Raw genomic sequence first — 23,429 nt, forward strand, 5'->3', positions numbered from 1 at the left:
TGAAACAATATCTTCAGGATATTGCGATGACAAATCCCGGATTGGAAGTTCAATTTGTATTTAAAGGCAAGAAGGATAAATACAAATTCAAGAAAGGTCTCGATGAGATTTTTTCCCACTCGGATCTCATTTACTACAAGATGGATTATTCGGCTCCGGGTTCTGCTTCTCAACTGCATCTGGAAACGTATCTCGTGATCGGTCAGAATAAAAACCTTACTTGGGTGAATTCGATCTTCGCACCTCAGGGCGGATCCGCGATCGAATATCTTGAAAACAGAATCTGCGACGAGGTTCGTAAAAAAAGTCAGATCGTCGCACTTGAGAAAAAACTCAAAACCAGCTCCACTCGAAACGACGTGAGAAACTGCTTTCACATGTACGTGAATGCGAGACTTTTAAATCCTCGCTTTAAATCTCAGGATAAATCTTATCTCATCAACGACCTGAATGAAGAAATCCGCAACGCCGTAGATAAACATCTTGAAAAGTTCATCAAAAAGACGGGACTTCTGGAAGAGATCAAACTTCAGATGGAAAAACGAACTCAACTCAAGGCTTTTGAAGACGCACAAAAAGGTCTTAAAAAAGCAAGCCGAATGAACATTCCAAAACTCATGCCTCCGACCGGAAAACCAGGAGATCCAGGAAGAGTGTTGTTCGTTGCGGAAGGGGATTCCGCAATCGCAGGTCTTCGTCCTGCAAGAAACCCGAAGTTGCACGGCTTATTCCCTCTAAGAGGAAAACCGTTGAACTGTAAAGGTTTAAGCATCGCTAAGGCAATCGCAAACGAAGAATTGAAAAACATCGTCGCAATCGTCGGTCTACCATTGGATCAGAAAGTAAAATCCGTAGACGAATTAAACTACGATAAGATCAGCATCATTACCGATGCAGACTTTGACGGATACGCGATCCGATCCTTGATGCTTTCCTTTTTTTACGAATACTGGCCCGAACTTTTTGAGCTTGGCTTTATTCATATTTCCAGTGCTCCTCTTTACGAAGTGGACGTGAAATTCGGAGATAAGAAGAAAGAAACCGTATTTTGCATCGATGATAAAGATTACGAAGATCTAATCAAGCGTGTGGAAAAAAATGGCGGAGAAATTACCCGCAAAAAACGAAACAAAGGACTCGGAGAAACCGGTAAAGAAGCGATGAAGTTCGCGGTCGATGAGTGTATGACTAAGATCACAATCGGAAATAAAAAAGACGCTTCTAAAATTCAGAATCTCTGGTTCCACAAGGACTTTGCGGAACAAAGAAGGGACGCGATTTCCGAATACGCGATGAGTGTGATCGAAGACTAATGCTTTTGAAATTATTTGTACTCCTATGTATCACTTTTGGGATTATAATCTCAAGTTGTATCGGCTGCTCGGATTCGGACGAACAACCGATACCCAATCGGACACTCCCGGTTCCGAAAAATCTCGATACTCTGTGTACATCGCCAGAGATACGCATAAGAAGTTTTAATAAAAATCCGAATGCTCAACAAAAAGAGAACCACGAACCCGGTACAAGGATTACAAACGCAACAATAGACTGTAAAAATTTCCAAATCAATATCATCGCACAATTCGATTCGTTTGCGTCTGAAGATGAACTTTTGAAGATCCGCTATGGAAAAAAGCAAATCGAACTATTTCGAGACCAAGGGGATGCCTTGGGTGGCGGTTATTTAAATTTTTTAGGCGTAGATGCTCAGTTTGTGTATTATAGCATTAGTGGGGTCAGTTTTTCGGGTGGCGTAATGCAAAATTATTATTGTTTCAACTGGAGAAGCGGAGAAGAATTTTTTCTTGATGGTCATTCTTTTCGATAAATGTATCAAAATTAAAGATAATAAATAAGTCTCAAGTTTCCATTTGTCCGCAAATGCTTTGCAAAATCCAGTCCTCTATATTTTTTTACCGAAAAATTTAGCTTTATAAAGATTGATTCTTGTACGAATTTAAAGTATATTCAAATATTTTAATTTATAAAAAGACTTAACTCAATCCGTTAAATTTGTTTTTGAAAAAAATTAGCGAGATTCGCAATTTTTAAATATCAATGAAAAATATTCTTTACAAAAGAAAAATTATTTCTGAAAAATCAAGTTCATACTTTTAGAAAATAAAAGATCTGTGTTAATTATTTAAATCCAGCAAATCACTTATCTAAGACCCATATACAAGGCCCGTGTTTGAAAAAACATTTACGTCTTGTAAATTCAAAATAAAATATTGTAAAAGGACTTTTGTGCGTTCTATTCGAAAACTCAAATGATTGACAGTTTTCTCTCACTCTCCCTAATACAAACATGATCCGAAAAATTGTCATCCTATCTCTGATTGTATTGAATTTAAATTGTGCTACGACAGCTGTATTTACAGAAGCCATTCAAAAGCAAAAAGAATACGTTCCTTATGAAGGAACGTTAACCGATATATTTTTAATTTCTTTGGGACCTTTCGGAACATTTTATGGAAAAAGTACCACTTTCACATTTATCGGGGGACTCATTGATCTTCCTTTTTCTTTCGTTTTAGATACAATACTTCTCCCTGGAATAATTCCATATTACATATACGTAAAATACGACAGACCTTGGTCCGCAGTATCGTCTCATAAAAAAGTTAGTGCGAGATTAAACGCTTTCCAAAGTCAGAATCCGCCCTACGTCGCCTTGAAATCGATCCTTGAACAGAACGACGTTACCGCTCTCCAAAGTTTTTTAAAGTCCTTTGACGTAATCGCCCTTGAAAAAAAGATCCGTTCCTTGCAACAAGCAAATCTACTTCCTTATGAACATGCATATAATTTTAACGAGTCGACGGAAAAGCAATATTACTATAAAATCGGAATCATAGACTACACCGCCGCTCTTTTTTCTACACGAACAGCTTCTCGAAATATTGTTCCTAAGACTTTCAATCCAGGAGATCGACTTGAAGTTGTATATACTCTTTATGAAGAATTTCGAAAAGATCCTATATTAGAAAAAAGATATTATGAGACGGTTTGGAAAGCTTGCTTTTCTTTCGGAGTGCTCATTGAAAATCCTAAAATATTAAAAAAAGTGATTTTGGAATTTTCAGAAAAAAAAGAAATCTCTGATTTGTTCGAGCCAATTGCTCAAAGATATTCCGAAAAAGAATACAAACGCTTCCAAGACCCCTTTGATGATCCCTATTACTTTTTCAATAAAACGGAAACTCAAAAATTTTCGGAGCTTTGGTACAATCGAGTCGAACTTCTGCCGGAAATCGACGACCTCCTTCGAAAAAATCCGGAATTACAGAAAGAATGGAAACGCACGGCGTGGGTCTCCGCCATTTCTTCCGGAGTTATCGCCTATCGCCCTCCATTACTGGAAAGAGCGTTTCGAGAATTTCCAATGGAAAGCGCAAAGTCCGCTCCAAATCTATTCGTGGCCGCATTCAAAAGTAAAAATCGCCAATCCGTAGATATCATCGTAAAAAATCTAAAGGATGCCAAAACATTTCCTTTGGGCCAGTTGGAAGAAGAAATCGTAACAGACATATTAAAATATCCTAATTTATTAGAGAAATTACTTCAGACCGGTTGGAATCCTAATTTAATTTTGGAATGGGAAAAACATAAGAGTCTGTCCCAAAACTCAAAACAATCACACCGACGCCCAGAGATTCTGATAAAATCGAATGGAAAAGAATTCATTGAAAAACAAGAAACAACTCTTCTCATCCTTGCGATGCAAAACGATTTTATTCCGATGGAAACGGTTCAAATTTTATTGAAATACGGAGCCGATCCTAGTTTAGGAGTAAAACGTAAGTCCGAAGGAAAAGAATATCTACTCTATCCTTTGGCAAACATCAATTCAAACGGAAATACAATTCTCAAAGAACTCAAACAGAAAACTCTAATAGATTGGAAAAAATAACCCTTTGAAAAAATTTCATATAAAATACCTGACCTATTTTGTTATTAATTCTTACAGCGCGTGCCAAAACCTGCGGAAGCAATCCTTAGAGAGCGGCATTTTAGTTTTCTGCTTTATCAGTAAGATCAAGCTGGTAACTAAAACGTTTCACTTCTATTGGCGTTCGGGAACTCAATATCCTGAACTTTGGAATACATTAGTCAATAATTATCTTGTTTTCATGAAAAAGAAACCAAACTCTCCTAAAAAGGAGCTCTCCTATTTATGACCCGAAAAAATATTTTAAAATTTGCATGGACCCTATTTTTGTTCGGATTCGGTTGTGCAACCAACTACAACGATTTTGATAGACGAATCTACATAGTTGAAGGATTAAAAAAACAGAATATTCAAGAGGAAAAAATTCCAGAAAAACGAAAACCAAACGGCCTCTCTCAACTTCAATTGGTTACCATTCAAGAGGAAATCGGAATTCCGAATCTACTTTTGGAAAAAACCAAATTTTCGGATGTGGAACTCAAATTCGGAAATCAGTATATTAAAAATTACCTATACTTAAACCCCGGAGAAAAAGGAATCCGTTATGAATCGTTAGGAATTTCTCTTATTTTTCGTGATTATGAGGATATCCTTCTTAGAGAAATAAGTATGGAATTTCCGTTTCAAGCGGTTACCTCCAAAGGAATCATATTAGGAAAAAACACCTTACAGGAAGCAACTGTCGTCTATGGGGGAGGAATTATGTGGGAGATTAAGGAAGATTCTTATTGGTGTATTCGTTATAATTTTAAAAATTATGACGATGGAATTCGGTTTTGCGCCAAAAAAGATCCATCTATCTTTCCGGAATACGATCCAGCTAACAAAACGTTCTATCTAAAACAGAAGATTCAAAGAATCGACCTTTTTTAAGAATCAAAATAACGGCACAATATCCTTCTCATGAAGAGCAATTTTTGACGGTCAACTATGGAAAAAAACGATCAAATTAGTTCAAGATCCGGGAAATTCCTCGGGAAGCGGTTATTTAAATTTTTTAGGTGCAGATGAGCAGTTTACCTATATAGTATTGGCAGAGTAGATCTCACACAAGATAAAGTCGTTAAAAGTTATTATTGTTTCAATTAGAGAACTGGAAAATATTGATCGATTCTCCTTATAAGAAAAAATAGTCTGCGACAGCCTTAAAAACTATAAGCCGTCTCAAAAATAGTTTATCTTTGCTTAAGATGCCGACTCTGATTCTTCTAAGATATTTTAGAGATGGTATAGTTAATTTTGCAATAACTCTAATTCTCTTGTGCCTAAGTCAAATTAAAATGAACTTCAATATCAAGCAAAGTTTCCGCTATGAAATTATTAATTCTAAACCAAACACTGAGGTTTCTTTATGATTCGAAAAATTATTATCTCACTTTTAATCGCCTTGAATTTTAACTGTCTAACTTTCGCTTATATGAAATCGCAGAATAGTTACGACTCAGAAGCGTATTTTCCATACTCAGGAACCTTTGCTAACGTTGGGATTATTTTGTCTTGGCCATTTTTCATCTTTGCGCCCCTGCCCCTACCTGGTAAGTTTCCAGAGCAAGGCAATTTGGGTATTCTTGAATATTGGCTTGTTCGTGTATTAGATCTGCCTCTTTGTCTGATTGCGGATACGGTTCTGTTACCGGGAACACTTCCATATTACATATATGTAAAGTCCGGAAGACCTTGGTCCAGTGGTTGGTATCATAGAAAATACGAAGGAAGTGTAAAATCTTTCCGAGATCAAAATCCACCTTACAGTGCTTTGAAATCGATTCTTGCCAGCAACGATTTAACAGCTCTTCAAAAATTTTTAAAGCTATACGACGTTGTCGCTCTTGAAAAGAAAATCAGGCATTTACAGGAAGAAGATTTGCTTCCTTATGAACATTCATGGATCTACAATTTTTATTCTCATAAGGTTGGGATCATAGATTATATTGCCGCTCTTTTTTCTACACAAACAACTTATCGAAATATTGTTCCTAAGACTTTTAATCCAGGAGATCGGCTTGAAGTTGTATATACTCTTTATGAAGAACTTCGAAAGGATCCAATATTAGAAAAAAGATATTATGACACGGTTTGGAAAGCCTGCTTTTCTTCCGGGGTTCTCATTGAAAATCCTAAAGTATTAAAAAAAGTGATTTTGGAATTTTTAGAAAAAAAAGAAATCTCTGATTTGTTCGAGTCAATTGCTCAAAGATATTCCGAAAAAGAATCCGAACAAATCCGAGATCGTTATTCCTACCGAGATTCTAAAACAGCACCTCAAAAAATTTTAGAACTTTGGTACAATCGAGTCGAACTTTTAACGGAAATCGATGACCTCCTTCGAAAAAATCCTGAATTGCAAAAAGAATGGAGACGTACCGCGTGGACTGCCGCCATTTCTTCCGGTGTCATCGCCCATCGTCCTCCGGTTCTCGAAAAAGCGTTTCGAGAATTTCCAACGGAAACCGCAAAATCAGGCCCCCAGCTCATTGATGGCGCAGACAAAAGTCAAAATAGCCAATCCATAAATATCATTCTGAAAAACATTACCAATGCAAATAGTTTTCCATTGGATCGACTTGAGAAAGAAACCATAATTTCTATATTAAAATATCCTAATTTATTGGAAAAACTTCTTCGGGTCGGCTGGGATCCAAATCGAATTTTGGAATTGGAAAAATATACAGTTAGAAAAGAAGAAAAACCGATTGAAAAAGAGGAAACGACTCTCCTCATTCTTACAATGGAAGACGAGTCCGTATCGAATGATACTTTACAGATTTTATTAAAATACGGAGCCAATTCTAGTTTAGGAGTAAAACGTAAATCCGAAGGAAAAGAATATCTGCTCTATCCATTGGCCGCCAATGACAATTACAGAAACGGAATTCTTAAAAAACTCAAATCGAGAACTCTTATAGAAGGACCTCTACAAGAATTTCATACAAAATATCCGATCTATTCCGTTCTTAAATATTACGCGGAAGAACGAAACGTCCAAGCTTTTACGAAAACGTTATCCGGTATCGATCTTATCGCTATGGAAAAGGAAATGCGTCGACTTCAAAAAGAAAACCTTGTGCCTATGGAAATTCCTAGGGTAGGCAGGAACGGCTCGGATCAAACGAGTATTTTAGGAATTGTATCTTCTCTAGCGACTGCATATTTCAAATACGAAGGAACAAGAGAATGCCTGACCGGAAGACATTCCGAAGCGTTCGAAATTCAAAAGATATTCTACAATGTGATCGGAAAAGACGAAGACCTGAAACGATTCTTTTTAGAAAACTTAGGGAAAAGCGGAACCTTTCGAAAAGATCCCTTTAAAGAAGATCCCGTCTTTTGTGGAACTTATGATAAAATCTGAGATTACAAACAGAACGGACCGAGACACTCCGATCTAAAAAATCACAGCATAAGTTTTGGTAGATATATCAATGGCGGTGATTTAGAATAGATAAAATTCTACAATAATAAATGGACTTTTCTACTTATGACTCGAAAAAATATTTTAAAATTCGTATGGATCTTTTTTTTGTTGGGATTTGGCTGTAGAACCAAATTCAACGATTTTGATAGACGAATCTACGTGGTTGAAGGTTTAAAAAAGCAGAATTTCCAAGAGGAAAAAATTCCAGAAAAACGAAAACCAACTAACGCTTTCAATTCACCAATTGTAACGATCAAAGAGGGAGTTGGAATTTTAGACCTACTAGTTATAGATAAAACTGAATTTATAGAGGTGGAATCTAAATTCGGAAATCAATATATTCGAAATCACTTTAATCATGAAGATATAGAAATACACTACGAATCTCTGGGGCTTTCCTTTGTTTTTGACAACTATTCCCAAAAAATACTCACAATAGGAATAAAATCTCCATTTCCAGCAAGTACCTCCAAAGGAATTGCACTAGAAAAAAGTACGTTGCAAGAAGCAATGGATGTCTATGGAAAAGCGGCGGATATATCGGGAGAATATGCGACTTGGAATATTGAGAAAGAGTCTTATTTATGCATAGGATACAAATTCAAACATTCTTTTCGTAAAATCAAATTTTGTGTGGAAAAAGATCCCTCTGTTTCGGAAAACCCAGTTAACAAAACATTGTACCTAAAACAGAAGATTCAAAGAATCGATATCTACTAAAAAAAGACCGCACCAATCAACTCAAATCTGATTGACCACCCGAATCGCGGACGAAAGCGCGCCTTCCACTGTTCCATTCAACTCCGCAGTGTGTTCCCCAGCGAAGAATATTCGATCCACTGGCTTCAACAAAGAGAGGATCGATCCATAACTTCCAGGCGGAAAAGTTGCGATACCGGTCGGAACATACTTGGATTGAGAAGTTTCACTACTTTGAATCCTAAGAACCTGTAGATCTTTATTTTGTCCCAAACATTCCAGCGCAAGACGTATGTACTCGACTTTCATCGCATCGGTTGAAGAAGCCAAAACGTCGTATCGATCTCCGGTAGAAATCATTCCGAGAATCTTATCTTCCGAGTTCGTTTTGGTTCCAGCGTCATAGATAAAACCTGCGGCGGAATCTGAATACGCCGAAAAATTTTCCTTTGTCCAAGGAGCCTCCCGAAGCATTAAAAAAGTCTTATAAATTCTGGAATATCGAATTCGTAATGCCGATAGTTTCTTTTCCTTGTCCAATTCAGGTCCCCATTGAATCGACGTTAATTGATTTGCAGGCAAAGTTGAAATGCAAGCGTTTCCTTCTATTCGTTTTCCGGACGCCGTAGTCACGGTCACCTTACCTTCTCCCTGAGAAACAGAAACAACAGGATCCATAAAGGTCGTTTCCGTATTTTCCAAAGACAACACAAGCGCCTTTGTTAAGGCTTCCATTCCACCTTCCACTCTGGTATTGTATTTCGGAAAATTAACTAGATCGGATAAAACCTTTTGAGCCGACAAAGAACGAAGTGAATCTCCATAATATAAGGAATATTTAAAGTTTAGAAGATTTAAATCCTCAGAAGTCATCCCTTGATATATTAGAAAATTATAAAAACTGATCCGATCCAGTTCCTGTTGCTGCGAAGAATTGATCTTTGAATTCATCTGAACGAGTTTATTTAAAATTTCTTGAGACTTAAGTGATATATCCCAGGTTCCGAATTTACGATAAGATCCGAAAAACAAATCGGGCTGGACCTCAAAGTCGGTCGTTTTTAAACCCAATTCTCGGATTAAACTCCTAGCAGTTTTGTGTTCAGCCTGAATCCATTCGGCACCCAAATCCAAAAAATTTCCGCTTACATCGGCAATCGTTCGGATCCTACCCCCCAATCGATCTGTCGCCTCAATGAGTTTGACTTTGATTCCTGTTTTACCCAAGAGGTAAGAAGTGTACAAACCGGCAATTCCACCTCCTAATACAATTACTGTTTTCCGAGGCAGCACCCCTTGAGCGCGTAATTTTATCCCAGAAATACTCGCCGCGGTCAAAATTCCAAGTTTGATAAACTCCGATCTACTTAGCTTCATTGGATTGTCCGATTTAAATTTGGAAAAGTCGTATTCCATTCTTTATTTTCGGTTAAAAACTGGTTTTGTAGGAAAGATTTTGAAAGCACTTTCTTGAAATCCGTTTTCACTCAAGTTCTCAAAAAAATCCTTGTTCGGAAAAGGCTTCTATTTTTATTTATCCATAAGCTTTCAGGGAGGAAGTTGGGTGAAATTCCCACGCTGACCCGCAACTGTGAATTCGATTTCAAATTGAAATCGAAAAGCCAGATCTTCCCCGCAAACAAAGTCCTCGAGGTAGGGACAGTTTGGAACTCGCCTTTGCATATTTCATGCGCCGCGATGGGGCCCCGAAAGACGAACGTCGGAGAGGGGTCCGAGCGGGAATATCCATTAAAAAATCTATTTTCGCTTAGAACCGATTCTAAATCGAATTCTTAATATTCCAAATTTAGAATCCGTATCCCCTCTTCTACAAAGAAAAATTTTTAGAGGTAAAAATATGAGACTTAGAACAAACTGGAAACGTTTAGCGGCGATCATTCTTATTTTAGGAATGATGAACTGTTCAAAATCGAAAGACGATAAAAATACGAACAATATATTGCTTCTTCTCGGAATTTCGATTCAAAATTATTGGGAAATAGAAGGAACCTGGAATTACTTCAACGGAACGAAAGACTACCCCGGCGGCGGTTTTAACTCTAATGGAACTGTATTGATAGGTCAGTATACTATTACTCGAACCAAAATAACTCGAGAAGTAAAGGACTCCGGTTTCGGAGCAAGTAAGCTAATCGGTGATGTCGCCGAAATAGACCGGTCTAAACAAGCAGTTTACGTCCAATTTACCCAGGATTCCTCTTTTTCAAAAGGAAAGTTCTCTTGGTACCGCTGGATTTCGAAAGACGGTTATACTTATATCTGTCCCGATCTTTCTGGTGTAAACAATCAAAACACATTAGAACAAGCTAAAGCGGATAACTTGGATTCTTTTTCAGATATAAACAACATAAATTCTGGATGTGGTTTGAACAGCGGATTCGATCCCGCTCCTTGGAGCCGTTTAGAAATTAAAACGAACTAAAACTTTGGGACAAATGCGAGCGATTCAAGTCGCTCGCATAAATTAGATATAAATCTATCTTTTAAATTATGAAAAAAAACATCTTTATTTACAATTTTTTAATTCTGCTTTTTTCTTTCTATTCGTGTAAAGAAAACTCATCCGAAGACCTGAATTCGCTTGTCGGTTTGTTGGTTTTGACGCAAGCACAACAAACTCCCGATTCAAGACCTTGCAAAGATAGGTTTGCAATTGATCGAGCAGGCATATACAACGCAACGGAAATCGTAAGCGATCCCGCAAATACCGGTACCGGATTTCAAGATTCCACCTGTGCGGTTGACGGGGTCTTAGGACTCGGAAATTTTAACGGTTCTCTGGACGTATTTACTTTGGATAACAACGGTCCAGGAGCCTCTTTAATTTTAGGTTGGAACGGTAAAAAAGTTCAGAATACAATCGGTATGGATTTTATCGTTTTTGAAAATCCGTTTCAAGTTGGCGGAAGTCCGAACTCGGTTTTTTTAGAACCGATCATCGTCGAGGTCGGTAACGATCGAAACAATTGGTGCGGATGGAATCCAACTTATACGCAAGGCGGAGTGTTTTCCAATGATCCGGCACATTGGTTACGATTTGCGGGATTGAAATACGTGGATTATAACCAAATTACAAATCCGATGAATTCCGTTTCTTTATTCAATTTGGACGGAGGAGGAGACGGATTCGATTTAGGAGATGTGAATTTTGGAAATTCGGGATCGGGCTGCAACGTAGCCTTAAGAAATGAACTTCAAGCTAACGGATTTCTATATATAAAACTAACTTCCGCAAAGGCGATCTTTTCTCTACTTCCGATCCCCGGTGCCAATGAAAACCCGGATATCGACGGTGTAATCGCCAAACAATTATCCCCATAACATTAGGAGAATTGAATGCAAAAACTCGATCAAATTCTAAAAAGAATTAAATCTAAGCTCGTAACGAAACACACAGTTTCCATATTTGGAGTGATCCTTTCCGGAATTTCTAGATTTCTACCTCATCCACCTAACTTCACTTTGGTGGGTGCAATGACCGTTTATTCTGGAGCGAGAATTCAAGGATGGAAATCGTTCGTTTACCCGATATTTATGATACTTGTTACCGATTTTATTCTCTCCAGAATCCACGGATTCGATTGGTTTTATGAGGGTCTTCCTTTTGTATATTGTTCTCTTCTGATAAATGTTTTGTTAGGAAAAATTTTTCTAACAAACAATAATAAATTTGTCTCCGTATTCGGTGTATCGTTATTTGCGAGCGCGCAATTTTTCGTCCTTTCGAATTTTTCGGTCTGGGCCTTTTCCACTCTCTATCCTAAAACCCCAGAAGGTTTATTAACCTGTTATATTGCCGCCATTCCCTATTTTGGCGGTACTCTGCTCGGAGATTTGATTTATACCTCAATTCTTTTTGGGATTTTAGACCGAGTCGCATTAAAAGTGAAAGCGAATTTTACAAAAAGCGAAACAAAGGAGGAACTTTCTGTTTGAATTCAAATGAACTAATCGCAAAATTACAAAGTAAAATCGATCTAAAAACAAAACCTCCCGGTTCTTTAGGAACGTTAGAATCTCTCGCCCTTCAAATCGGTTTAATCCAAAACACCGATTCACCCGAATTAAAAAGTCCTCATATCCTGGTTTTTGCCGGAGATCACGGTCTTGCCGATTCTGGAGTCAGTACTTATCCGAAAGAAGTCACTTATCAAATGGTATTCAATTTCTTGAATGGATGTGCAGCGATCAACGCATTTTGCAAGCAAAATTCTATTCGACTCAAAGTGGTAGATGCAGGCGTAGATTTCTCGTTCTCCGACGATTATGCTACCCTTCATCCCGATTTTATCGATGCCAAAGTAGGATTTGGAACAAAGAATATCCTAATGGGAATCGACAATGACAAAAGAAGAATGTAATCAAACTTTGGAAAAAAGGGCTTTTATTTCCGCGAAAGAAGTATCAAATAATTGTAATATAATTGGATTCGGAGAAATGGGAATCGGAAATACTTCTTCCGCAAGTGTTCTGAAAAAGGATTTAAGAGAAGTTACCGGAAAAGGAACGGGCTTAAATGATCAAAAATTTTAGAAAAAGATTACGATCTTGGAAGAATGTCTTCGTAAATATCAATCTTCGTTAAAAACTCCTTTTGAAGTCTTACAAACTTTTGGAGGATTTGAGATCGCGATGATGATCGGGGCGATGATCGATTCTGCAAAAAAAGGAAGAATCATTCTAGTCGATGGATTTATCGCCACGTCGGCATTCTTAATCGCTCACAAAATGGAACCTACAATCTTAAAAAATGCGATCTTCTGTCACAAATCGGTGGAACCTGGTCATATATATCTATTAGAAGAATGGAATGTAAAACCTCTTCTTGATTTTGTGGCTCCGACTTGGGGAAGGAACCGGGTGTGCGATCGCGTTTCCGATTCTATTATCCGCGGTAACTTTCTTAAACGACATGGCTTCCTTTGAATCCGCAAAAGTAGATCAAAAACTTTGATTTTCTCTATGATCCGAGAGGAGTGAAATTGTTTCTGCGCCTCTTGGACGTTCAGTACAAGATTTCCCATTCCTCCCTTTTATGTTTATTCCGAATCTACCGTTTTTAGGCCTGCACGTTATTTTCCTTTGATAGGTTGGATTGTTTCGGCAGGAGCGTCTTTTTGCACGTATTTTCTTTCTTGGATTTTACCCATTGAAATTTCCGTGGTTTTCGGAATAATTTTCGGTGTTTTGAGTTCACGAAGACAGATTTGCAGACGTTTGTGACGCGTTCGGCGCAGGTTGGAGTAAGGAAAAAATTTTAGAAATCATAAAAGATAGCAGGGTCGGAGCCTTAGGGTTGATTCTTGCAAGATCCTTAAATATCTTTTACTCGTAAAACTTTTTCAAGCTTCTCCCAGGATCTTCCTATTCACATCCTGGTTTGCACACGGGGCCAGTCGATGTCTTGCTTTGGTACTAATGATGTTGATTCCTTATGTGGGGAATAACGATCTATCCAAGTCCAAACAAATGGTAAAAAAACTTTCCCTTTTTGATTTCGATCTTTCTACGTTCTTCGGATGTTTTCCAGCAATTTACTTCGCATTCCGATACCAAAATCTGATTCCGAATATTCTTTTAGGTCTCATTCTTATTCGTTTTTTATTTTCGGAATTACTTTAAGAAATGGATTGAGGGTTTTACGGGAGATTGTCTCGGATTCACACAACAAGGAACCGAACTTCTCTTTTATTTGGGAATGACGGTTTCATGGAACTTTATTTAATTCGACACACAACTCCGGATACTCCGCAAGGAACTTGTTACGGTTGTACGAACGTTTCTTTAGCTGCGAATTTTTATTACGAGTTCTGTTCCATTCTTGGAAAATTAGACGTGACTTTCGATCGACTTTATTCTAGTCCGAGTTCTCGTTGCAAGCATCTAGCCGAGTTCCTAAAACAAAAAAAATTAACAGAATTAAAATATTCCAATTTATTGATGGAATTAGATTTCGGAGAATAGGAAGAAAAACTCTGGTCTGAAATTCCGGAAAAAGAATCGTCCCTCTGGGCAAAGGATTTTGTGAATGTTCGAACTCCCGGTGGGGAAAATTATTCGGAACTTTATGAACGGGTCGAAAAATTTTTGGAAGAGGTTTTCAGTACTTTTTCAAACGAAAAAATTGGGATCATAACTCACGCAGGGGTTATTCGAGCCATTCTGTGCAAACTTTTAGAAATCCCCTTCCCTTGGAACGGGGGGTTTTCTTCGATTTGAAATACGGCTCTCTAAACAAGATTTTCGTAGAAAAAAAAGGAAAACAATTCCTTTCCCAATTGATCTTTTGGAATCTTTAATCCTTTCCTATTATAGCTTTTCGGAGAAAGTCCGATAGAATCCTTAACATGCGATTTTTTTCAAAGCGCGTTTTCGATTTATTTCTTGAAACTCGTTTTAATGTTCAAGGTATTTTATACGTTAGATTTACGAACCGAAAATTCGGACATCGTGTATATTTACGAAAGATTGTAAATTTTACGGGGATCGTTCTTTCTTTTTTATTAACGGGAACCTACGTTGCTTCCGAAAACCACGAACGGTCTAAATTGTTTATCGTAGATGCTTCCGGATCGATGAACGAATACCTGGGGATTTATCAAAAAATTCATTTAGCAAAAAAACACGTTAGTCGCTTTATTTCTACTCTTCCTACAGAAACGGAAATAGGATTTATAGCTTACGGTAATCGGGTTCCGGGTTGTTCTTCCTCCCGTTTATATGAACCTTTACAAAGGGAAAATCATGACACATTCAAAAATCGTCTTTTTAGTTTAACGCCTTCGGGTGCAACTCCCCTCGCAGAGTCGATTCGAATCGCGGGAAACTTGATTTCGCAAAGAAAAAAAGAAACCGAAATCATCTTAATCACGGACGGAGTGGAAGGTTGTTACGGTGATCCCAAAAAAGAACTCCAAACATTAAAACAACAAGGCATTTATTTTAAATTTCATATCCTCGGCTTAGGTTTGAAGCCCGACGAAGAACGAAAGATGAAAATTCTCGCGGAAGAAGGTAACGGCAAATATTTCGGAATCGAAGACGATTCTTCTTTTTATACGGCTCTCGATTCCCTTAAAAATCAAACCGCTACGGTTATCGAAAAAAACCGTAAGGATTCGCTCCGAGAACCTAACGGTGATTTAATGGTTTGGTTTGAAAAAATTCGTAAAGACCAAGAATCCGATTCTAAAACTACCTACACGATCGATTTCGGCTTTAAAGCTAGGAACAATCCTAAAAATTGCGTTGTGTTTAATTTAAAACAGAAAGCAAATTCTTCCCGTCAAAGTTTAGGCCCGAAAAGAATTTCGTCTCCCGAAAATCTAATTTTCAGTGAAAGCTCCTGCTTTGATGTTTCTGAAAGTAAAGGAACGATTACGATTGAAATTCCAAAACGAACTTCTTTAATCGGAGTTTTAGAACTTTGGGACATGGCCGGAATACCTTCCCCCCTTGGAATTTCGAATGAAGAGGAATTTCATTAGACGTCACAAGTTTAGATCGAATTCGGCGGGAAAGCTGACCTTATATTTGAGTTTGATCTCTTGTTTTTGATTCGGCCTCAAATCCAGTTTCCATTCGAGAATTCCAGAATCTTTTCTTACTTCTACATAACCCGAAGTTGTAACAGAGTCGATGGAAACCTTTACGTTTTCCACTCCAGAAACTGGAATCGATTCTTGAAAGGAAATCGTTCTGGATTCCTTTCCGAAATTTTCAAGCTCCACTCGAATCGACTTTTCAACGACCTTCGTTCCTGAAAGAATTCCTTCTTTGGTTTGATTAGATTCCTTTCTGTAAATCGCTCGAACTTCGTTTTCAGAACCGAAGGATATTTCTGCCTTTTCTCCGGGACTGATATAACCGAAGCCGGACTTTCCCACCATCCCCGCTTGACGAAATACCGCTGTCTCTCCCGGAATAATGGGAAACCCGGAAATGTTTTTAAAGCTCCCTTTAATGAGCGGATAATGTTTTAAGGCGGGAACATATAAAGCCGTAAATGTGGCGTCCGTCGTGAAAGATACCAAGGACAACTTTTTGGATTCTTTTCGAGAAAGAAGGGTAATCGGCTTTGAATAACGAAATAGAAACCCGCTTCCTGATTCTTCGCTACTTCCGGTTGTGGGATCAATTCCGGCTTCGGGAGATTCCACTTCCGATACGGTATTCGATTCTCCTGCAATACTTTGGCTTTGAAAAGTGACAAGCCCATCCTTATTCGTTTTCTTTTTTTGATCGTATAACCTTTGACTGGAAAGACGTGGTCTCCTTCCACTTACGTCGGGGCTGGAAGTAGATAATAAAAGATTAATATTATTCCAATCCTCCCCACTCTCCTGATTGATCTCCGCGAGATATTCAAACTCGATTTTTTCTCTTCCGTCCATACGAACCGAATAGAAAGGTTTCCAAGAAACCCCTCCTGTTCGGTACGTTAGGTTTAATCTTACTTCTTTTTTTTCGGTTTCGGTAAAGCTCACGAAAATTTTCGTAATTCTGGAGGATTTTTCAGATAAGGAAAGAATCACACTCAACTTGTCTTGCAGTTCGGAAAGTTTTTTTCGAAGGTCCTTGATGGCACGACTGACTTCCCGATCAGAACTCAACACAACCTGAATAGCTTGTCGATTTTCGGAAAGAGTTTGAAACCACTTTTTGGAATCGACCTCGTTCTTTTTGTAGAACAGATTTTTGGAAATCATCTCGGTCAATTTCAATCTCGTATCTATAAGAATCTTTCTCAAATTCCTGAGGTTGGAATTTCTACTTTCGTAATCTTCTATTTCTTTTTCCAAAACGCGGATCTTTTTTTGTAGCTCCAAAGCTTCTTCGTTGTGAATAATAGCCCCCGTTTCAATCCAGGTACTAGAACCTACTACGGAAGCTCCCGCTGTTTCCACTGATGCAACCAAGGATTCGTCTTGGAGCGCGACTGGTAAGTTTCGAATCATAAGTTCGTTGATTCCTGGCTCCAAATTGATTTTACCACTTCTTAAAACTCCTGCGGAAGATTCGTATAAAGTTACGTCTTGCACTTTCAATTCCACTTCTTTTGCATTCAAAGGGAAGATCAAAAAAACGGAGAAACAGAAAAACAAAGAAAACGATCGCAATCTAAAATCGAAAATTTCAACTCCAAATCGGAGTGTTTTGTAAAACAGAATTCCGTATTTTAAATTACCCATCTCAGTATCCTCCAGAGCCCGGGGTCCGGATCAGTCGATTCTCGGCCGGATGGCTCACAGAATATTCAAATTCTATAATTTTCTTTCCTCCAGGAGGTAGTTCCATCTTGTAAGTCAAAATTCCTTCTTCGTTTTTAGAAGGAAGATCTTTCCCGAATTCGAATTTAATTTCCACACTGTCATCAACTGTGTACGGAACACGATCAATGAGTGTAAGAATCGCGTTTCTTTTTTTACGATTTTTGATTTCGATACTTATCTTGTATTTGATTTTTGTTCGGGAGGAAATTACTCCTTCCTTTTGTTCAAAGGAAGTTTCTCTTCGGTTCACAAGAATATCCCGATCCTGACCTAGTTCCATTCGAATCGTTTCCCCCGGCTTACTCGTATTGAGAACAGTGTTCCCCAAGAGAGTATTTCCGGAAAAAACTTCCATCGGCCCTGCAAGTAAAGGTTCTCCTTCCGAATTAGACGCTTCCACGGTAAGATAAGCCCCTGGGCCAGCAAGAGGCGAGGCAAAATAACCTGGAGTCAGTGAGAGAGATTTCTTCTTTAAAAAAACCTTATTGAAAGATCTATCGGACGGGATTGTTTCCAAAATTCCGGAAACATATTGGTAATCAAATCCTTCCGGAGATGAAGGGGGAATCAAACCGCCCGGAACTTTTTGGGAAGAAAGAATTAAACTTCCCTTGCGAATTAATTCTTCCGTATATGTTTCGATCGAATTCAACTCCTTACGGGAAAAATCCGAAAGTTTCGAGAACTTTTTAAGAGCTTCTTGTCCGTAATAGTTCGCCTGGTCGTATTGACCGCCGTTAAAGCTATCCTGCTGGTTCGCTAAATCCGTCTTAAGCTGATTGAGATTATCTTCCGTGCGGAGAGAATTTGCTCGATTGGAATAATTTTCCTGAATGATCTGACGGGATTGTTCCATAGGAGCCGCAGCGGATTTACCGGAAATGTTGTCGTGAATGTTAATTTCAGATTTGGAAGCCGTACGTTTGCTCTTTTTTCTTGAAACTTCCGCTTCTTTTAACTTTTCATGATCGGCTCCACCAGAAGAAGGAGAAACATGTTGAACGGGATAACTTTCAACATCCTCTTTGTAAACTTGTTTGGAATCCTCTATCGAAGCTTGTGTTTGAATTCTCCATTCTTTTACGATCGGAAGATCTATGTCCAAATCCGGATTGGAAGCCGTAAAAAAAAGTTTCACCTTTTCCCAATCTTCACCCGTATCGTTTCGAACGAGGGCAAACCAACTCAAGTAACCGCTTTTGGATTCTTCCGTAAGTTGAAGGGAATATCTCGGAAACCAACTTGCGCCAGAAATCAAGTATTTATATTCGATTGAAGTTTCCGTATCTTCCGATGTTTCGACCTCAAGATAGATTTCTTTTTTTTGTTTCGCTTCCAATCGACCGAGATGATCCAAACTAGCATCTACAACCAAACTTTCTTCTCGGATCTGATCTAAGGTTTCCAGTTTCTTCCGACGGAGCAAAGATAACTGATTGAGATGTTCTTGATATTGTTTTTGAAATCCGGATAGGAATTCTGGATCGGCAATTTCCTCTTGAGGAGCGGGATCCTTTTTGATCACTGGAGAGATTTTTACGATCGTCTTTTCTTCTTCGATCAACTCCTGGATTTCCGAACTCAAAAATTCTATCCGATCATTGAGTATCTCCTGCCTTTTTAAAAGAGAAGCGATCTCCTTTGTTCTCGCCTTTCTTTCTACTCGGATCCTACCTCGGATTCCACGAATTTTAATTTTCTTGGAAGAATCCGGAAAACGAACCGAAATCGTTCTTTCCGAAACTCGGTCTGGGATTTCTCCAAGATAAATTTCCGAACTTCCGGCTTTTATTTTAGTTCTAAGATTTCTTGTAACATATGCAAAACTGGAATACAAAACTACGGATTGAATTCGGGAAGGATCCGTTTTTTCGGCCGCGGCTGAAATTCGTTCGCCGTTCGTGTTTTGATCTTTGACTTCCGGCTCGTCTTGGCTTTTTGCAGGAGAAGCAGTTAAGATTAAAAAAATCAGGATCGGATTTAGAAATAATTTTTTTCCAATTCGCAACGGTAGAATAGATTGTCGCATACGATTTAAATTTCCAGAAAGCCAGATTTCTTATTCACGAAAAAGAAACATCGATTTCGAATTGGGTCAACCCTTTTCCCGAACGGTTAGGTGGTTTTAGCAGAATAAGATTATCGAAACTCAAATCCCCCACTGCTGCAAAATAATTCGGATTTTTTACATTACAGGCAAATGATATTTTTAAGTTTTTATTATAATTATATGTTGTATTGGAGTTCTTTCTAAAAAACTCGGATTACTTTATGAACGGATACGCAAAAGTTCAAGAAACGTTAAATCGAACTAGTACAATCCTAAAGGTATATCTTACTTTTCGGAGCTAAATCCCATGATTTCGTACTTTTAGGAAACGTATTTTCGAAATATATTTTCATGAGATCTGCAAAACGAAGATATCCGATAAATTGATTTTTCTCGACGATTGCAATTTTATCCAGATCCCGATCGATCAAGATCTTTAAAAGAGTGGCTAGGGAATCTTCCGGTTTTCCAAACGGAGCCGAAACGTCCGTAACATCTCCAACGGTAATTAAGTTGCTGATGACGTCTCTGGATTCGAGAGTATGTCTTACTTTTCGAAGAGATAAAATTCCCAGATATCGATTTTCCCTATTGAGAACCACATAGTCGCTCGCTTGAATTTTTAAAGCCTCTTCCTCAAGTTCAGAAAGCAAAAAATGATCCCGAGTTACTGCAATCGTTCGCAACCGATCTTTGCAAGTTTTGACTTGAATCTCTTCCAGAAGGTCCCGGTTCATATCCCAAAAATGTGCAGGAGATTGAAATCTTGTTTCTTTCTGTGCACGATACAAACTCAATCTGTGACTCAACACAAAGGTTAAAATCGAAACTACCATCAAAGGGGGAAGCAACATGTAACTCCCAATCATTTCACAGATCATAATCATCCCCGCAATTGGAGCACTTGCAACACCCGCGTAAAAGGCGCCCATTCCTACCAGGATAAACGAAGTAACGGAAAGATCGGGATAAACAAAAACCTTTGCAAAAGTTCCAACTCCTCCACCTAACATTCCTCCGATAAAAAGAGAAGGTCCGAACATTCCCGCCGAACCTCCGGTCCCAATGGTAAACGAAGTGGTAAGAATTTTCATTCCCGCTAAGATAAAAAACAACACAATCAACCAAAGTCCTGTACTTTGGGACATCGATGAAAAGATTCCCAATGTTCCGACGGGATCTTTTCCGTCCAATGCGACTTGAAGTATTCCTGCTCCGGTTCCGATCGTCTCCGGTAAAAAAAGTCCAACGGTTCCCACAAAAATTCCGCCTAACGCAGGTTTCAAGATCGGAGAAATCTCAAGACGCGCAGAGAAGTTCTGTACCTTTCTGAAAATACGAATGAATATATCCCCGCACAAGAAACAAAGAACTCCCAGACCTAAATAAAAAATCAGATCGGTATATCTCAAAAACTCAGTGTCGGTAACTCGGTAGACCGTATTAAAACCGTTCAGACCGGAATACACTAAGTAAGCAGAAACCGAAGAAATAATACAGGGAATCAAAGAATCACTTTCAATATCTTCCCGATAGATCATTTCCACCGACGTTAATGCACCCCCCAACGGAGCGTGAAAGATCGCGCCTAAACCTCCTGCCGTCCCGGCAAGTAAAAGTGTTCGCCTGGCTCTCGCTCCGGCTTTCAAAAGAGTAGCAAGTAAGGATCCGAAACCCGCTCCGATTTGTGAGATCGGACCTTCTTTTCCGCCGCTCCCTCCACTTGCTAGTGTAAAGATCGTCGCGATGGACTTGACGAGCGAAACAACGGGATTCATTCTTCCTTCCTGATTGTGAAAGGAATCGATCATCGCATCCGAACCCGTCCCCCCCGATTCGGGTGAAAAACGGTTTACGATCCAACCCGTAAATAATCCTCCAATGATTGGAAGAAAAAATACGACCCAAGGTCTATATTCATCCGAAAAAGGAATTCCCCAATGTAAGGTGTCGCTAGAATCGATGAGAAATTCTCCGGAAGCATGTGGAAGCGAAAGGCCTGCCGCACGATCCAAAAATAAGTATTCACATACGGCAAGAATTCTTGAAAATAAAAAGGCTCCCAATCCGGAAACGATTCCAGTAAGAATACAATAAAAGTATAAGGATCTTCTGCCGCTGATTCGAAAAATGGGTTGTTTTACTTTTTCCATCTTCATAGCTGCGTGGGTCATTCTCAGAGAAATTTAAAGTGTGATCTTATTTTCAGGATCGACACTTTAAATTTCTAAAACACTTCAAAATCCTAATTTGTCTGGAAATGTCATTTCAAGATTTTATAGGCCATTTTCGAATGAGTTCTAATATTTAAAAGTATAAGACAATTCGAACAAACGATTATGAGTCGTGGTATCTTCCACCGAACCCGTCATCCTATACAATCTTGGAATCACAAAAGCGGCGATTACTACACCGCCGTATTTGGATTCAAAAACGTTTCCGCTAGGACCTTCTTTATTAAGAAGATTGTCCATCATACTCTTTTTATGATTGTTGTTCATCGCAAAATAATAGGCGAGTCCTCCGATTAACAAATCCGTAAGAATATAAAAAGAAACCCTTGTCAACGTATCTCCTGGAGTATAAATCGGAGATTTTCGAGAATTGTAAAAAACGGATAACGCAGGGGAGATCAAATTCAATCCTTGAGATACAAAATGGGATTTCTTCTCCAACCTTTCGATCCTTTCATCAGGCATGGTTCCAGAAGTCGAGCCAATTCCAGTTGCGTCTTTCTTCTGCAATTCTTCTTTAAAATAGTCTCGAAACGCTTTTTCCATTCCATATTTCGGAGCTTCGATTCTCATGATGCTCACGTTATCGCGTTTTGCGAATTCTCCCAAATAGATATCGAACGAATATTTAGAATACCAAGGATTCGTATAATGATATTTGAATCCCCTTGTCTTTTTACTGAACTTTACAGAACCTTCCGCAAGTTTGTTCAACGCGGCTGAAATTTTCATATTGTTTTCTTCAATATTTCCTTCGAGTTCCATCACTTCTGACGCGAAAATAGAACGAAACGTTAGGAAAAAAGGAATCAAAATAAGAAGGAGCCTGTGATGCCGATTCACTGAAGTTCCCCTCCTTTGATATAAGCGATCAATAACATAATGGAGTTGTAACTAACGTGTGCCGAGATGGAATACCAGATATTTCCCGTTCTCAGATAAAAAAGCCCGAAAAACATTCCCACAAAACTGAGTAGAATCGGAACGCTAATGGAAGACTGCTCACCGTAATGCACCAAGCCAAAAACAACAGATGTAAAAAGAAGGCCGGGTATTTCCAATCCTCTTCCTTGGAATTGTTTCAGACAAAATCCCCGAAAGAAAACTTCCTCCACAATTCCGGTGATCAAACCGACGCTATAAAGAGACCAGAGTAACAAAGACCGGTTTCCTTTCATTTCCTTGAAAAGTGCTTCTTGAAATTCATTCGGAGTTTGTTTACCGAAAATCTTGGTTAGAAAAAAACCGAAGACGATCACAAATAGAAAAACCAAGGCTCCAAGCCCTGCGCCGGTGAACATCGTCTTAAGATCGAAAGAATCGCTGAGATCTGCGTATTCCGCCTTAAAAAATCGAGCCAAAATAAAATAAGCGGGAAGAATAAAACAAAGTGCCCAGATGAATCGATCCACAATCAAAAGCCAGGGTTTTTCTTTTACCATCACTTCAATATAACGCTGATAAATCTGCTTATTATTAGATTGGATTTCTTTCTGAAATTTTTCAGTCGTCTGTTTATAAATCTCCGCTCTCGTATTACCGTCCAAATACGGAAAATCACTGGGAAGTTCTTTGGAAATCAAAACAGTAAGAACAACCGAAGTGGCAATTAAAGGTAGAAGAACATACGTTCCAAGAATCAGAACGAGAAATTGTTGAAACGCGATCAAAACCGGTTCGAACGGTTTCTTTTGTGGATTGCCGATATTTTCTAAGGATTCCATTGGATCGGGAGTCTTGGTTACAAGCATTTCTGTCTCTTTTTTTGCGTCATTGTTTTTTT

At 38.6% G+C, this 23,429-nt stretch carries 16 protein-coding genes and 4 pseudogenes (1 of these 20 running past the window's edge); 14 read left to right on the forward strand and 6 right to left on the reverse strand.

The features are described 5' to 3' along the window. The 7 genes and pseudogenes from LEP1GSC190_RS16405 to LEP1GSC190_RS16435 all read left to right on the forward strand — a co-directional run. On the forward strand, nucleotides 1-1,313 hold the 3' portion of the coding sequence (locus LEP1GSC190_RS16405; protein ID WP_002745985.1) for a toprim domain-containing protein. 823 nt of this gene lie to the left of the window's left edge; 1,313 of the gene's 2,136 nt are visible here — the last part of the coding sequence; the start codon falls outside the window, past its left edge; the stop codon is at nucleotides 1,311-1,313. Nucleotides 1,314-1,357: 44 nt separating this feature from the next. Beyond that, the gene (locus LEP1GSC190_RS16410) at nucleotides 1,358-1,831 is read left to right on the forward strand and encodes a hypothetical protein (RefSeq protein WP_173380599.1); all 474 of its coding nucleotides are present in this window, start codon (nucleotides 1,358-1,360) and stop codon (nucleotides 1,829-1,831) included. 480 nt (nucleotides 1,832-2,311) lie between these two features. Next, nucleotides 2,312-3,916: a YceK/YidQ family lipoprotein gene (locus LEP1GSC190_RS16415; RefSeq protein ID WP_002746016.1), complete on the forward strand. Its 1,605-nt coding sequence runs from the start codon at nucleotides 2,312-2,314 to the stop codon at nucleotides 3,914-3,916. A gap of 264 nt (nucleotides 3,917-4,180) precedes the next feature. Further along, nucleotides 4,181-4,828, forward strand: coding sequence for a hypothetical protein (locus LEP1GSC190_RS16420; RefSeq protein WP_002745971.1), 648 nt, complete (start codon nucleotides 4,181-4,183; stop codon nucleotides 4,826-4,828). Continuing rightward, nucleotides 4,780-5,044 (forward strand): annotated as a pseudogene (locus LEP1GSC190_RS20485) (hypothetical protein); the annotation flags it as partial. The gene LEP1GSC190_RS16420 and the pseudogene LEP1GSC190_RS20485, both read left to right, overlap by 49 nt. Nucleotides 5,045-5,306: 262 nt before the next feature. Continuing rightward, the gene (locus LEP1GSC190_RS16430; protein WP_002746156.1) at nucleotides 5,307-7,307 is read left to right on the forward strand and encodes a hypothetical protein; all 2,001 of its coding nucleotides are present in this window, start codon (nucleotides 5,307-5,309) and stop codon (nucleotides 7,305-7,307) included. A gap of 126 nt (nucleotides 7,308-7,433) precedes the next feature. Next, nucleotides 7,434-8,090, forward strand: coding sequence for a hypothetical protein (locus LEP1GSC190_RS16435; protein ID WP_002746146.1), 657 nt, complete (start codon nucleotides 7,434-7,436; stop codon nucleotides 8,088-8,090). 21 nt (nucleotides 8,091-8,111) lie between these two features. Here LEP1GSC190_RS16435 and LEP1GSC190_RS16440 read toward each other — a convergent pair whose 3' ends face one another. Further along, entirely contained in the window at nucleotides 8,112-9,446 is a 1,335-nt protein-coding gene (locus LEP1GSC190_RS16440) for a flavin monoamine oxidase family protein (protein ID WP_036047745.1), read from the reverse strand. A 481-nt stretch (nucleotides 9,447-9,927) separates the two neighbouring features. Here LEP1GSC190_RS16440 and LEP1GSC190_RS16445 point away from each other — a divergent pair, with 481 nt between their 5' ends. The 7 genes and pseudogenes from LEP1GSC190_RS16445 to LEP1GSC190_RS16485 all read left to right on the forward strand — a co-directional run bounded on the left by LEP1GSC190_RS16445 (nucleotide 9,928) and on the right by LEP1GSC190_RS16485 (nucleotide 15,577). Continuing rightward, nucleotides 9,928-10,512 (forward strand): LIC13354 family exoprotein, encoded by a 585-nt coding sequence (locus LEP1GSC190_RS16445; protein WP_002746155.1) that lies wholly within the window; start codon nucleotides 9,928-9,930, stop codon nucleotides 10,510-10,512. Between the two features lie 68 nt (nucleotides 10,513-10,580). Beyond that, nucleotides 10,581-11,411, forward strand: a complete 831-nt coding sequence (locus LEP1GSC190_RS16450; protein ID WP_002746043.1) for an LIC_13355 family lipoprotein — start codon at nucleotides 10,581-10,583, stop codon at nucleotides 11,409-11,411. A 15-nt stretch (nucleotides 11,412-11,426) separates the two neighbouring features. Continuing rightward, a complete protein-coding gene (locus LEP1GSC190_RS16455; protein ID WP_002746148.1) occupies nucleotides 11,427-12,026 on the forward strand; it encodes a DUF6580 family putative transport protein in 600 nt (199 codons plus the stop codon). Next, nucleotides 12,023-13,044, forward strand: a pseudogene (gene cobT, locus LEP1GSC190_RS20490) (nicotinate-nucleotide--dimethylbenzimidazole phosphoribosyltransferase). Before LEP1GSC190_RS16455 ends, cobT begins: the two are co-directional and overlap by 4 nt. A 68-nt stretch (nucleotides 13,045-13,112) precedes the next feature. After that, nucleotides 13,113-13,815 (forward strand): annotated as a pseudogene (locus tag LEP1GSC190_RS16475) (adenosylcobinamide-GDP ribazoletransferase). Then, nucleotides 13,800-14,389: pseudogene (cobC, locus tag LEP1GSC190_RS16480) on the forward strand (alpha-ribazole phosphatase). Before LEP1GSC190_RS16475 ends, cobC begins: the two co-directional pseudogenes overlap by 16 nt. Before the next feature lie 48 nt (nucleotides 14,390-14,437). After that, nucleotides 14,438-15,577: a vWA domain-containing protein gene (locus LEP1GSC190_RS16485; protein ID WP_002746135.1), complete on the forward strand. Its 1,140-nt coding sequence runs from the start codon at nucleotides 14,438-14,440 to the stop codon at nucleotides 15,575-15,577. 3 nt (nucleotides 15,578-15,580) lie between these two features. Here LEP1GSC190_RS16485 and LEP1GSC190_RS16490 read toward each other — a convergent pair whose 3' ends face one another. From LEP1GSC190_RS16490 to LEP1GSC190_RS16510, 5 genes are all read right to left on the reverse strand, one after another. Further along, on the reverse strand, nucleotides 15,581-17,281 hold the full coding sequence (locus tag LEP1GSC190_RS16490; RefSeq protein WP_002746096.1) for a mucoidy inhibitor MuiA family protein: 1,701 nt from the start codon (nucleotides 17,279-17,281) through the stop codon (nucleotides 15,581-15,583). Nucleotide 17,282: 1 nt separating this feature from the next. Then, nucleotides 17,283-19,391 (reverse strand): DUF4139 domain-containing protein, encoded by a 2,109-nt coding sequence (locus LEP1GSC190_RS16495; RefSeq protein ID WP_002745992.1) that lies wholly within the window; start codon nucleotides 19,389-19,391, stop codon nucleotides 17,283-17,285. Between the two features lie 293 nt (nucleotides 19,392-19,684). After that, nucleotides 19,685-21,571 carry a chloride channel protein gene (locus LEP1GSC190_RS16500; protein ID WP_002746050.1) on the reverse strand — a complete coding sequence of 629 codons (1,887 nt, stop codon included), beginning with the start codon at nucleotides 21,569-21,571 and terminating at the stop codon, nucleotides 19,685-19,687. 141 nt (nucleotides 21,572-21,712) lie between these two features. Then, nucleotides 21,713-22,489, reverse strand: coding sequence for a hypothetical protein (locus LEP1GSC190_RS16505; RefSeq protein WP_002746149.1), 777 nt, complete (start codon nucleotides 22,487-22,489; stop codon nucleotides 21,713-21,715). After that, nucleotides 22,486-23,397, reverse strand: coding sequence for a CPBP family intramembrane glutamic endopeptidase (locus tag LEP1GSC190_RS16510; protein WP_002746159.1), 912 nt, complete (start codon nucleotides 23,395-23,397; stop codon nucleotides 22,486-22,488). The genes LEP1GSC190_RS16505 and LEP1GSC190_RS16510 overlap by 4 nt, the downstream gene beginning before the upstream one ends. Nucleotides 23,398-23,429: the final 32 nt, after the last annotated feature.

The organism is Leptospira mayottensis 200901116 (assembly GCF_000306675.2).
GTDB lineage: Bacteria > Spirochaetota > Leptospiria > Leptospirales > Leptospiraceae > Leptospira > Leptospira mayottensis.

What these genes read in the sequence shown, in the direction of transcription:
- LEP1GSC190_RS16420 (WP_002745971.1), top strand. Translation starts at nt 4,181, where the DNA reads ATGACCCGAAAAAATATTTTAAAATTTGCATGGACCCTATTTTTGTTC.
- LEP1GSC190_RS16445 (WP_002746155.1), top strand. Translation starts at nt 9,928, where the DNA reads ATGAGACTTAGAACAAACTGGAAACGTTTAGCGGCGATCATTCTTATT.
- LEP1GSC190_RS16450 (WP_002746043.1), top strand. Translation starts at nt 10,581, where the DNA reads ATGAAAAAAAACATCTTTATTTACAATTTTTTAATTCTGCTTTTTTCT.
- LEP1GSC190_RS16435 (WP_002746146.1), top strand. Translation starts at nt 7,434, where the DNA reads ATGACTCGAAAAAATATTTTAAAATTCGTATGGATCTTTTTTTTGTTG.
- LEP1GSC190_RS16500 (WP_002746050.1), bottom strand. Translation starts at nt 21,571, where the DNA reads ATGAAGATGGAAAAAGTAAAACAACCCATTTTTCGAATCAGCGGCAGA.
- LEP1GSC190_RS16440 (WP_036047745.1), bottom strand. Translation starts at nt 9,446, where the DNA reads ATGAAGCTAAGTAGATCGGAGTTTATCAAACTTGGAATTTTGACCGCG.
- LEP1GSC190_RS16510 (WP_002746159.1), bottom strand. Translation starts at nt 23,397, where the DNA reads ATGCTTGTAACCAAGACTCCCGATCCAATGGAATCCTTAGAAAATATC.
- LEP1GSC190_RS16415 (WP_002746016.1), top strand. Translation starts at nt 2,312, where the DNA reads ATGATCCGAAAAATTGTCATCCTATCTCTGATTGTATTGAATTTAAAT.
- LEP1GSC190_RS16485 (WP_002746135.1), top strand. Translation starts at nt 14,438, where the DNA reads ATGCGATTTTTTTCAAAGCGCGTTTTCGATTTATTTCTTGAAACTCGT.
- LEP1GSC190_RS16495 (WP_002745992.1), bottom strand. Translation starts at nt 19,391, where the DNA reads ATGCGACAATCTATTCTACCGTTGCGAATTGGAAAAAAATTATTTCTA.
- LEP1GSC190_RS16490 (WP_002746096.1), bottom strand. Translation starts at nt 17,281, where the DNA reads ATGGGTAATTTAAAATACGGAATTCTGTTTTACAAAACACTCCGATTT.
- LEP1GSC190_RS16455 (WP_002746148.1), top strand. Translation starts at nt 11,427, where the DNA reads ATGCAAAAACTCGATCAAATTCTAAAAAGAATTAAATCTAAGCTCGTA.
- LEP1GSC190_RS16430 (WP_002746156.1), top strand. Translation starts at nt 5,307, where the DNA reads ATGATTCGAAAAATTATTATCTCACTTTTAATCGCCTTGAATTTTAAC.